Here is an 11387-nt window from a genome sequence, read left to right on the forward strand (position 1 = left end):
CGGCTCCGTCACAGCTCTGCGGCAGACGCTAGCACCACTGGCGGGACCGGTGTGACGTGGTTTTTCGGCCCCCGGTGTCCGGTGTCACAACATCTGCGGCGTGACGCCGGTCGCCCGCGGTTCATCGACCGCCACCGCCGGGCGTAGTCTCGGTTTTGTGACGATCGAGCACTCCACGCCGACGACCGAGCAGGCCGGCCGTACCGCGACTGCCGCACCTGAGGGGCGGCGGCTGCTGCGGATCGAGGCCCGCAACGCCGAGACGCCGATCGAGCGCAAGCCGCCGTGGATCAAGGTCAAGGCCAAGATGGGCCCGGAGTACACCCAGCTGCGCGGCCTGGTCTCGCGCGAGGGGCTGCACACCGTCTGCCAGGAGGCCGGCTGCCCCAACATCTACGAGTGCTGGGAGGACCGCGAGGCCACCTTCCTCATCGGCGGTGACCAGTGCACCCGGCGCTGCGACTTCTGCCAGATCGACACGGGCAAGCCGGCCGAGTTCGACGCCGACGAGCCGCGTCGGGTCGCCGAGTCGGTCGCCGCGATGGGGCTGCGCTACGCCACCATCACCGGCGTCGCCCGCGACGACCTGCCCGACGGCGGGGCCTGGCTCTACGCCGAGACGGTCCGGCAGATCCACGCCCTTCAGTCCGGCTGCGGCGTCGAGCTGCTGATCCCCGACTTCAACGCGGTCCCCGAGCAGCTCGCCGAGGTGTTCAGCTCCCGTCCCGAGGTGCTGGCGCACAACGTCGAGACGGTGCCGCGGATCTTCAAGCGGATCCGGCCGGCGTTCCGCTACGAGCGCTCGCTGGACGTGATCCGCCAGGCCCGCGCCGACGGCCTGGTCACCAAGAGCAACCTGATCCTGGGCATGGGCGAGGAGCGGGCCGAGGTCTCCCAGGCGCTGCGCGACCTGCACGAGGCGGGCTGCGAGCTGATCACCATCACCCAGTACCTGCGTCCCTCCCCCCGGCACCACCCGGTCACCCGCTGGGTCAAGCCGGAGGAGTTCGTCGAGCTGCGCGAGGAGGCCGAGGAGATCGGCTTCGCCGGCGTGATGAGCGGTCCGCTGGTGCGCTCGTCGTACCGGGCCGGGCGGCTCTACAAGCAGGCGCTGGAGGCCCGCGAGGGCGTCATCGCCGCCGGCTGAGGCCGGCCGACGGCCGCGTCACCCGCCGCCGGCCCGTGGCCGGATGCCATGATCGCAGGCATGACCACCGGGGTACGCCAGGCGGCGCGCGACGCCGTTCGCCCGCGCACGCCCCGGTGGCCCACGCCGGTGGTGCTCGCCCTGCTGGTCGGCCTGGCCGGGGTGGGGTACCGGCTCGCGTTGTTGCTCGGGGACACCCCACGCACCAACAGCGACGAGGCGACCATGGGGCTCGCCGCGCTGCACATCGCCCGGGGCGAGGACTTCCCGGTCTTCTTCTACGGGCAGGCGTACATGGGTGCGCTGGAGGCGTACCTGGCCGCGCCGCTGCTCGCGCTGGCCGGGCCCTCGGTGCTCGCGCTGCGCCTGCCGCTGCTCGCCCTGTACGCGCTCTTCCTGCTGCTGAGCTGGCGGCTGACCCGCCGCCTCGGCGGGGACCGCTGGTTCGCGCTGCTCGTGGTCGGGCTGCTGGCGCTGGGCGCGGACCGGATCGTCAAGAACCAGCTCATCGCCGGGGGCGGCTATCCCGAGCTGAACCCGATCGGGGCGGGCCTGGCCCTGCTGACCCTCGACCTGGTCACCGGCCGGCCGGCGGGACGCCCGTGGCGTTTCGCCGGGTTCGGCTTCCTCGCCGGGTTGACCGTCTGGGTCGACCCGCTGCTGCTGCCGTACGTGCTGGCGCTCGGGGCGGTGCTCGTCACGATGACCGGGCGGGACCTGCGCGGGCGCCACGGCGTCCTGCTGGCCGGGGCCGCGCTGGTGGGGGCGGCGCCACTGCTCGGGTACGGCCTGGCGCACGGCCACAACCCGCTCGCCGCGGCCGTCACGGCCGGCGGCGGGGACGCGGTGGCGAGCTGGGCGGACCGGCTGCACGGCGGGCTGGTGCTCGGGCCGGCGCTGGGCATGGGCCTCTGCTCCCCGGGGCACTGCGCGACCTGGCAGCTCTGGTGGGCGCTCGCCCTGCCGGTGCTGCTGGTGCTGGCCGGGTTGTCGGCCTGGCGGGCGTGGCGGGCCGACGGCGTGCGGGCGGTGCGGGCTGACGACGTGCGGGCGGCGCGGGCTGACAACGTGCGCGCTGACAACGTGCGGGCTGACGGCGTGCGGGCTGACAGCGTGCGGGCTGACGGCGCTCGGGCGGTGCGGGCCGGCGCGGCGGTCCGGCTCGCGCTGCTGGCCGGGGCGGTGGGCACGCTGGCGGCGTACACGGTCAGCAGCGCCGCCGGGCGGACCCCGGTGGAAAGTGCCCGCTACCTGTCCTGTCTGGCCGTCTCGCTTCCGGCGCTGCTCTGGCCGCTGTGGACCGTGGCACGGCGACGCGGTCCGGTCGACCTCCCGCGGCTCGCGGCCGTCGGCGCGCTGGTCGCCCTGCTCGGCACCGCCACGGTCGCCACCGCCGGCGCCCTGTCCACGGTCCCGGCGAACCGGGCGGAGGCGCAGCGGCACCGCGCGCTGGTCGAGGCGCTGCGCGAGCGGGACGTCCGCCACGTCTACGGCGAGTACTGGACCTGCAACCGGCTCACCTACGCCACCGGCGAGAAGATCGTCTGCGCGGTGCTCGACGAGACGCTGCGCCCCGGCCTCGACCGACTGCCCGCCTACCCCCGCGCGGTCCGCGAGTCACCGGCCCCGGCCTACGTCGCCCCGGTCGGCTCTCCCCTCGCCCGAAGCCTCGACCGCTCCCCGCCCTCGGCCCGACAGGCGGTCACGCTGAACGGCTGGCGCATCTGGCTCCCCCACCCCTGACCCGCCGGCCCGCCCCCGATCCACTCACCTCCGCGCCCGCGGCGCGCCGTTCCTTCCTCACCGCACCGCGCCGGCTTTCCTCACCGCGCCTCCCCCAACGCCCCTCCCGCGTCCCCCAGGCACGCCCCGCTCAGGCGCGCCCCCCGGAGGCATGCACTTTCACGGAAAGAGTGGCCTCGCGGGCCGGATAGCCACTCTTTCCGTGAAGTGCGCGCCTGCGGGGTGGTCGGCGGGGCGAGGGGGGCGGGTCAGCGCGGGGGGTGGAGGAGGTTGAGGCGGTGGGCCAGGGCGGCGGCTTCGACCCGGTTGGTGACGTCGAGCTTGGCGATGATCCGTGAGACGTGCACGCTCGCGGTCTTCGGCGAGATGAAGAGCTGCTCGGCGATCCGGCTGTTGCTGTGCCCCTCGGCGACCAGCCGCAGCACCTCCTGTTCCCGGGAGGTGAGCAGGTCCGCGCCGGGGCGGCCCCGGCTCGCCCCGCGCAGGCCTACGCGGCGGGCCAGGGTGGCGGCCTGCTCGGCCAGCGGGGTCGCGCCCAACCGCTGGGCGATCCCGGCGGCCTCCGCCACCGCCTCGGCGACCTCGTCCCGCTCCCCCGCCGACGCGGCCGCCTCGGCCAGCGCCAGCAGGGCCCGGCCGAGCGGGTACGGCTGGCCGTCGACCCGCCACGCCCGCACCGCCGTACGCCAGGCGGGCAGCGCGCGACCGCCGGCCGTCAGCAGCGCGGCGACCTGGGCCGCGTGGGCCTGCTCGGCGGGCTGCCGGACGGGCAGCTCGGCGGCGAGCGCGGTGACCGCCGCGGCCAGCTCCCGGTCCTCGACCCGGGCGGCGGTACGGGCGGCGGCGCTGAGCACCGGCCACCCCTCGCGGGGCAGGTGCGGCAGGCGGTCGTCGGCCAGCGCGGCGCGGGCCGCCCGGACCGCCTCGACCTTGTCGTCGGCCGCCAGCGCCGCCTCGATCCGCAGTTCGTGCAGGGGCAGCCGGTGGTTCGGCCACAGGTACGGCCGGGCGAGGAAGCCCAACGCGCGGCCGACCAGCTCGTCGGCGGCGGGGTGGGCCCGGGCCAGGCGCAGCCCGGCGCGCAGTTGGAGCCAGTGCAGGCCGGAGACGCCGGGCGGGTCGATCCGGGCCGCGTCGGCGCAGGCCGCGTCGGCCTCGTCCCAGCGGCCCAGGGCGAGCAGCGCCTCGGCCTGGTTGGACAGCAGGTACGCCCCGGTGGAGCGGCTGATGCCGACCCGCCGCGCCTCGCTCACCCCGGCGGCGGCCGCGTCGGCGGACTCGGCGTAACGGCCCAGCTCGAAGAGCACGTCGGAGAGGTGGACCAGCGCGCTGACCAGCGCCGGCGCGTTGCCGGCGGCCCGGGCCAGCGCCTCGGCCCGGCGCAACTCGGCCAGGCCGAGGTCCGGAGCCTGGTCGGTGCGGCAGAGCATGGCGATCCGCGTGGGCAGCAGGGCGAGGTCCTCGCCGACCGCCTCGGCGACCGTGCGCGCCTCGGTGGCGACGGCCGCGGCCAGCTGCGGATCGATCTTCACCAGGTGCGCGGCGATGTCGGCGAGGAGTCGGACCCGCTCCGGTCCGTCCGGTACCCCGCCCGCCAGCCGGTACGCCTCGCGCAGCTCGGCGCTGCCGTCGCTCTTGCCGAGCAGGGCGAGCAGCCGTCCCCGCTGGTCCAGCAGCCGCGCGGCGCGCAGCGGCGCGGCGTCGGCGTCCATCTCGGCCAGCGCGGCCCGGGTGAGGGTGAGCGCCCGGCTGTAGTCGCCGGCCGTGGTGGCGGCGTCCAGGGTCTCCTCCAGCACCGCCAGGTGGTCCATCCCGAGCCGGTCGGCGGCGTCGGGCACCAGCTCCCACAGTTCCAGCACCCGCTCCAGCAGCCGGCTCTGCTCCGCGTACGCGTACCGGTCGGCGGCGGCGCAGGCCGCCGCGCGGGCGGTGACCAGGGCGCGGGGGTGGTCGTGGGCGGCGTACCAGTGGTGGGCCAGCTCGGCCGGGGCGCGGCCGGCGGCGACCAGGTGCGGCTGCGCCTCGATGGCGGCGGCGTACCGGGCGTGCAGCCGGGCGTGCTCGCCGGGCAGCAGCTCGTCGTGGACGGCCTCGCGGACCAGGGCGTGCCGGAACTCGTAGTCGCCGTCCGGGTCGGCGACGACCAGTTGGGCGGCGACGGCGGCGCGCAGCGCGTCCTCCAGCTCGGGCTCGGGCAGGCCGGCGACCTCGGCGAGGAGCTGGTGCGCGAAGCGGGTGCCGCCGGCGGCGGCGATGCGCAGCACCCGCTGCGCGGCGTCGGGGAGCCGGTCGACCCGGGCCAGCAGCAGGTCGCGCAGGGTCTCCGGCAGGGTGGCGCAGCCGACCGGATCGCCGGCCGCGGCCAGTTCCTCGATGAAGAACGGGTTGCCCTGGGTACGTTCGTGGACGTCGTCGACGGCGCGGGCGGCCGGCTCGGCGCCGAGGATGTCGGCGAGGATCGCGGCGGTGCCGTCCCGGTCGAGGCGGCCCAGTTCGATCCGCTCGACGCTGCGGGACCGGTCCAGCTCGGCCAGGAACGGCCGCAGCGGGTGGCCCCGGTGCAGCTCGTCGGTGCGGTACGTGCAGACCAGCAGCAGCCGGGCGGTGCGGGCGGCCCGGACCAGGAAGCCGATCAGGTCGCGGGTGGACCGGTCGGCCCAGTGCAGGTCCTCGATGACCAGCACCAGCGGCTGGTCGGCGGCGAGCCGGTGGAACAGCTCCCCGACCAGGTCGAACAGGTAGCCCCGGGGGGCGTCGGAGAGGGCCGGCCCGGCCGGCGCGGCGACGGCGGCCGGTCCCCGGCCCAGCTCGGGCAGCAGGCGGGCGAACTCCGGCTCGTACCCGTCGAAGACGCCGGGACCGTCGCGGCGCAGCACCTCGCGCAGCGCGGCGGCGAACGGCGCGAAGGGCAGGCCGGCCTCGCCCAGCTCCAGGCACTGGCCGACCAGCAGCCGGGCGCCGGCGGCACCGGCCAGCGCGCCGCAACTCCTCCAGCAGCCGGGTCTTGCCGACGCAGCCTCGCCGCCGACCAGGACGGTGGTGGGTTTCCCCGGCCCCGGGCGCGGGCCAGGGCGGTGCGCTGCGCCACCGCCCTGGCCCGCGCCCGGGCCGGGGAACCCACCACCGTCCTGGTCGGCGGCGAGGCTGGCGTCGGCAAGACCCGGCTGCTGGAGGAGTTCGGCGCGCTGGCCGGTGCCGCCGGCGCCCGGCTGCTGGTCGGCCAGTGCCTGGAGCTGGGCGAGGCCGGCCTGCCCTTCGCGCCGTTCGCCGCCGCGCTGCGCGAGGTGCTGCGCCGCGACGGTCCCGGCGTCTTCGACGGGTACGAGCCGGAGTTCGCCCGCCTGCTGCCCGAGCTGGGCCGGGGACCGGCCGCCGTCGCCGCGCCGGCCGGGCCGGCCCTCTCCGACGCCCCCCGGGGCTACCTGTTCGACCTGGTCGGGGAGCTGTTCCACCGGCTCGCCGCCGACCAGCCGCTGGTGCTGGTCATCGAGGACCTGCACTGGGCCGACCGGTCCACCCGCGACCTGATCGGCTTCCTGGTCCGGGCCGCCCGCACCGCCCGGCTGCTGCTGGTCTGCACGTACCGCACCGACGAGCTGCACCGGGGCCACCCGCTGCGGCCGTTCCTGGCCGAGCTGGACCGGTCCCGCAGCGTCGAGCGGATCGAACTGGGCCGCCTCGACCGGGACGGCACCGCCGCGATCCTCGCCGACATCCTCGGCGCCGAGCCGGCCGCCCGCGCCGTCGACGACGTCCACGAACGTACCCAGGGCAACCCGTTCTTCATCGAGGAACTGGCCGCGGCCGGCGATCCGGTCGGCTGCGCCACCCTGCCGGAGACCCTGCGCGACCTGCTGCTGGCCCGGGTCGACCGGCTCCCCGACGCCGCGCAGCGGGTGCTGCGCATCGCCGCCGCCGGCGGCACCCGCTTCGCGCACCAGCTCCTCGCCGAGGTCGCCGGCCTGCCCGAGCCCGAGCTGGAGGACGCGCTGCGCGCCGCCGTCGCCGCCCAACTGGTCGTCGCCGACCCGGACGGCGACTACGAGTTCCGGCACGCCCTGGTCCGCGAGGCCGTCCACGACGAGCTGCTGCCCGGCGAGCACGCCCGGCTGCACGCCCGGTACGCCGCCGCCATCGAGGCGCAGCCGCACCTGGTCGCCGCCGGCCGCGCCCCGGCCGAGCTGGCCCACCACTGGTACGCCGCCCACGACCACCCCCGCGCCCTGGTCACCGCCCGCGCGGCGGCCTGCGCCGCCGCCGACCGGTACGCGTACGCGGAGCAGAGCCGGCTGCTGGAGCGGGTGCTGGAACTGTGGGAGCTGGTGCCCGACGCCGCCGACCGGCTCGGGATGGACCACCTGGCGGTGCTGGAGGAGACCCTGGACGCCGCCACCACGGCCGGCGACTACAGCCGGGCGCTCACCCTCACCCGGGCCGCGCTGGCCGAGATGGACGCCGACGCCGCGCCGCTGCGCGCCGCGCGGCTGCTGGACCAGCGGGGACGGCTGCTCGCCCTGCTCGGCAAGAGCGACGGCAGCGCCGAGCTGCGCGAGGCGTACCGGCTGGCGGGCGGGGTACCGGACGGACCGGAGCGGGTCCGACTCCTCGCCGACATCGCCGCGCACCTGGTGAAGATCGATCCGCAGCTGGCCGCGGCCGTCGCCACCGAGGCGCGCACGGTCGCCGAGGCGGTCGGCGAGGACCTCGCCCTGCTGCCCACGCGGATCGCCATGCTCTGCCGCACCGACCAGGCTCCGGACCTCGGCCTGGCCGAGTTGCGCCGGGCCGAGGCGCTGGCCCGGGCCGCCGGCAACGCGCCGGCGCTGGTCAGCGCGCTGGTCCACCTCTCCGACGTGCTCTTCGAGCTGGGCCGTTACGCCGAGTCCGCCGACGCGGCCGCCGCCGGGGTGAGCGAGGCGCGGCGGGTCGGCATCAGCCGCTCCACCGGGGCGTACCTGCTGTCCAACCAGGCCGAGGCGCTGCTCGCCCTGGGCCGCTGGGACGAGGCCGACGCGGCCTGCGCCGACGCGGCCCGGATCGACCCGCCCGGCGTCTCCGGCCTGCACTGGCTCCAACTGCGCGCCGGGCTGCGCCTGGCCCGGGCCCACCCCGCCGCCGACGAGCTGGTCGGCCGCGCGTTGGGCTTCCTCGCCCGGCCGTACCTGTGGCCGAACCACCGGCTGCCCCTGCACGAACTGCGGATCGAGGCGGCGCTGGCGGCCGACGACAAGGTCGAGGCGGTCCGGGCGGCCCGCGCCGCGCTGGCCGACGACCGCCTGCCGCACCTGCCCCGCGAGGGGTGGCCGGTGCTCAGCGCCGCCGCCCGTACCGCCGCCCGGGTCGAGGACCGGGAGCTGGCCGCGGCGGTCACCGCGCTCGCCGCCGAGCTGCCCGTCCGGCAGCCCGCCGAGCAGGCCCACGCGGCCCAGGTCGCCGCGCTGCTGACGGCCGGCGGTCGCGCGCTGCCCGCCTGGCGTACGGCGGTGCGGGCGTGGCGGGTCGACGGCCAGCCGTACCCGCTCGGCCGGGCCCTGCTGGCGCTGGCCGAGGCGGCCGCGTCGGCGGGGGAGCGGGACGAGGTCGCCGAGGCGGTGGCGGAGGCCGCCGGGATCGCCCAGCGGTTGGGCGCGACCCCGCTGGCCGAGCAGGCCGCCACCCTGGCCCGCCGCGTAGGCCTGCGCGGGGCGAGCCGGGGCCGCCCCGGCGCGGACCTGCTCACCTCCCGGGAACAGGAGGTGCTGCGGCTGGTCGCCGAGGGGCACAGCAACAGCCGGATCGCCGAGCAGCTCTTCATCTCGCCGAAGACCGCGAGCGTGCACGTCTCACGGATCATCGCCAAGCTCGACGTCACCAACCGGGTCGAAGCCGCCGCCCTGGCCCACCGCCTCAACCTCCTCCACCCCCCGCGCTGACCCGCCCCCCTCGCCCCGCCGACCACCCCGCAGGCGCGCACTTCACGGAAAGAGTGGCTATCCGGCCCGCGAGGCCACTCTTTCCGTGAAAGTGCATGCCTCCGGGGGGCGCGCCTGAGCGGGGCGTGCCTGGGGGACGCGGGAGGGGCGTTGGGGGAGGCGCGGTGAGGAAAGCCGGCGCGGTGCGGTGAGGAAGGAACGGCGCGCCGCGGGCGCGGAGGTGAGTGGATCGGGGGCGGGCCGGCGGGTCAGGGGTGGGGGAGCCAGATGCGCCAGCCGTTCAGCGTGACCGCCTGTCGGGCCGAGGGCGGGGAGCGGTCGAGGCTTCGGGCGAGGGGAGAGCCGACCGGGGCGACGTAGGCCGGGGCCGGTGACTCGCGGACCGCGCGGGGGTAGGCGGGCAGTCGGTCGAGGCCGGGGCGCAGCGTCTCGTCGAGCACCGCGCAGACGATCTTCTCGCCGGTGGCGTAGGTGAGCCGGTTGCAGGTCCAGTACTCGCCGTAGACGTGGCGGACGTCCCGCTCGCGCAGCGCCTCGACCAGCGCGCGGTGCCGCTGCGCCTCCGCCCGGTTCGCCGGGACCGTGGACAGGGCGCCGGCGGTGGCGACCGTGGCGGTGCCGAGCAGGGCGACCAGCGCGCCGACGGCCGCGAGCCGCGGGAGGTCGACCGGACCGCGTCGCCGTGCCACGGTCCACAGCGGCCAGAGCAGCGCCGGAAGCGAGACGGCCAGACAGGACAGGTAGCGGGCACTTTCCACCGGGGTCCGCCCGGCGGCGCTGCTGACCGTGTACGCCGCCAGCGTGCCCACCGCCCCGGCCAGCAGCGCGAGCCGGACCGCCGCGCCGGCCCGCACCGCCCGAGCGCCGTCAGCCCGCACGCTGTCAGCCCGCACGCCGTCAGCCCGCACGTTGTCAGCGCGCACGTTGTCAGCCCGCGCCGCCCGCACGTCGTCAGCCCGCACCGCCCGCACGCCGTCGGCCCGCCACGCCCGCCAGGCCGACAACCCGGCCAGCACCAGCAGCACCGGCAGGGCGAGCGCCCACCAGAGCTGCCAGGTCGCGCAGTGCCCCGGGGAGCAGAGGCCCATGCCCAGCGCCGGCCCGAGCACCAGCCCGCCGTGCAGCCGGTCCGCCCAGCTCGCCACCGCGTCCCCGCCGCCGGCCGTGACGGCCGCGGCGAGCGGGTTGTGGCCGTGCGCCAGGCCGTACCCGAGCAGTGGCGCCGCCCCCACCAGCGCGGCCCCGGCCAGCAGGACGCCGTGGCGCCCGCGCAGGTCCCGCCCGGTCATCGTGACGAGCACCGCCCCGAGCGCCAGCACGTACGGCAGCAGCAGCGGGTCGACCCAGACGGTCAACCCGGCGAGGAAGCCGAACCCGGCGAAACGCCACGGGCGTCCCGCCGGCCGGCCGGTGACCAGGTCGAGGGTCAGCAGGGCCAGGCCCGCCCCGATCGGGTTCAGCTCGGGATAGCCGCCCCCGGCGATGAGCTGGTTCTTGACGATCCGGTCCGCGCCCAGCGCCAGCAGCCCGACCACGAGCAGCGCGAACCAGCGGTCCCCGCCGAGGCGGCGGGTCAGCCGCCAGCTCAGCAGCAGGAAGAGCGCGTACAGGGCGAGCAGCGGCAGGCGCAGCGCGAGCACCGAGGGCCCGGCCAGCGCGAGCAGCGGCGCGGCCAGGTACGCCTCCAGCGCACCCATGTACGCCTGCCCGTAGAAGAAGACCGGGAAGTCCTCGCCCCGGGCGATGTGCAGCGCGGCGAGCCCCATGGTCGCCTCGTCGCTGTTGGTGCGTGGGGTGTCCCCGAGCAACAACGCGAGCCGGTACCCCACCCCGGCCAGGCCGACCAGCAGGGCGAGCACCACCGGCGTGGGCCACCGGGGCGTGCGCGGGCGAACGGCGTCGCGCGCCGCCTGGCGTACCCCGGTGGTCATGCCTGCGATCATGGCATCCGGCCACGGGCCGGCGGCGGGTGACGCGGCCGTCGGCCGGCCTCAGCCGGCGGCGATGACGCCCTCGCGGGCCTCCAGCGCCTGCTTGTAGAGCCGCCCGGCCCGGTACGACGAGCGCACCAGCGGACCGCTCATCACGCCGGCGAAGCCGATCTCCTCGGCCTCCTCGCGCAGCTCGACGAACTCCTCCGGCTTGACCCAGCGGGTGACCGGGTGGTGCCGGGGGGAGGGACGCAGGTACTGGGTGATGGTGATCAGCTCGCAGCCCGCCTCGTGCAGGTCGCGCAGCGCCTGGGAGACCTCGGCCCGCTCCTCGCCCATGCCCAGGATCAGGTTGCTCTTGGTGACCAGGCCGTCGGCGCGGGCCTGGCGGATCACGTCCAGCGAGCGCTCGTAGCGGAACGCCGGCCGGATCCGCTTGAAGATCCGCGGCACCGTCTCGACGTTGTGCGCCAGCACCTCGGGACGGGAGCTGAACACCTCGGCGAGCTGCTCGGGGACCGCGTTGAAGTCGGGGATCAGCAGCTCGACGCCGCAGCCGGACTGAAGGGCGTGGATCTGCCGGACCGTCTCGGCGTAGAGCCAGGCCCGCCGTCGGGCAGGTCGTCGCGGGCGACGCCGGTGATGGTGGCGTAG

5 protein-coding genes and 1 pseudogene are annotated in these 11387 nt (G+C 76.8%); 3 read left to right on the top strand and 3 right to left on the bottom strand.

Going from position 1 to position 11387, the window contains the following annotated elements:
• Positions 1-157: 157 nt before the first annotated feature.
• Together lipA and FHX75_RS30290 are read left to right on the top strand one after the other, a co-directional pair.
• The gene (lipA, locus tag FHX75_RS30285; RefSeq protein WP_154944001.1) at positions 158-1147 is read left to right on the top strand and encodes a lipoyl synthase; all 990 of its coding nucleotides are present in this window, start codon (positions 158-160) and stop codon (positions 1145-1147) included.
• Between the two features lie 60 nt (positions 1148-1207).
• Complete coding sequence (locus FHX75_RS30290; protein ID WP_154944002.1) at positions 1208-2890, top strand: hypothetical protein; 1683 nt, start codon at positions 1208-1210, stop codon at positions 2888-2890.
• A gap of 248 nt (positions 2891-3138) precedes the next feature.
• On the opposite strand, the gene FHX75_RS32070 is transcribed toward FHX75_RS30290, so the two are convergent.
• Entirely contained in the window at positions 3139-5922 is a 2784-nt protein-coding gene (locus FHX75_RS32070) for a helix-turn-helix transcriptional regulator (RefSeq protein ID WP_281290854.1), read from the bottom strand.
• A gap of 42 nt (positions 5923-5964) precedes the next feature.
• Here FHX75_RS32070 and FHX75_RS32075 point away from each other — a divergent pair, with 42 nt between their 5' ends.
• Positions 5965-8802: an ATP-binding protein gene (locus FHX75_RS32075; RefSeq protein ID WP_154944007.1), complete on the top strand. Its 2838-nt coding sequence runs from the start codon at positions 5965-5967 to the stop codon at positions 8800-8802.
• Between the two features lie 248 nt (positions 8803-9050).
• Here the strand turns inward: FHX75_RS32075 and FHX75_RS30305 are convergent, their stop codons facing one another.
• Entirely contained in the window at positions 9051-10733 is a 1683-nt protein-coding gene (locus FHX75_RS30305; protein ID WP_154944002.1) for a hypothetical protein, read from the bottom strand.
• A gap of 60 nt (positions 10734-10793) precedes the next feature.
• Positions 10794-11387: pseudogene (locus tag FHX75_RS30310) on the bottom strand (lipoyl synthase); the annotation flags it as partial.

It is taken from the genome of Micromonospora palomenae (genome assembly GCF_007829925.1).
In the GTDB taxonomy this organism is placed as follows: Bacteria; Actinomycetota; Actinomycetes; order Mycobacteriales; family Micromonosporaceae; genus Micromonospora; species Micromonospora purpureochromogenes.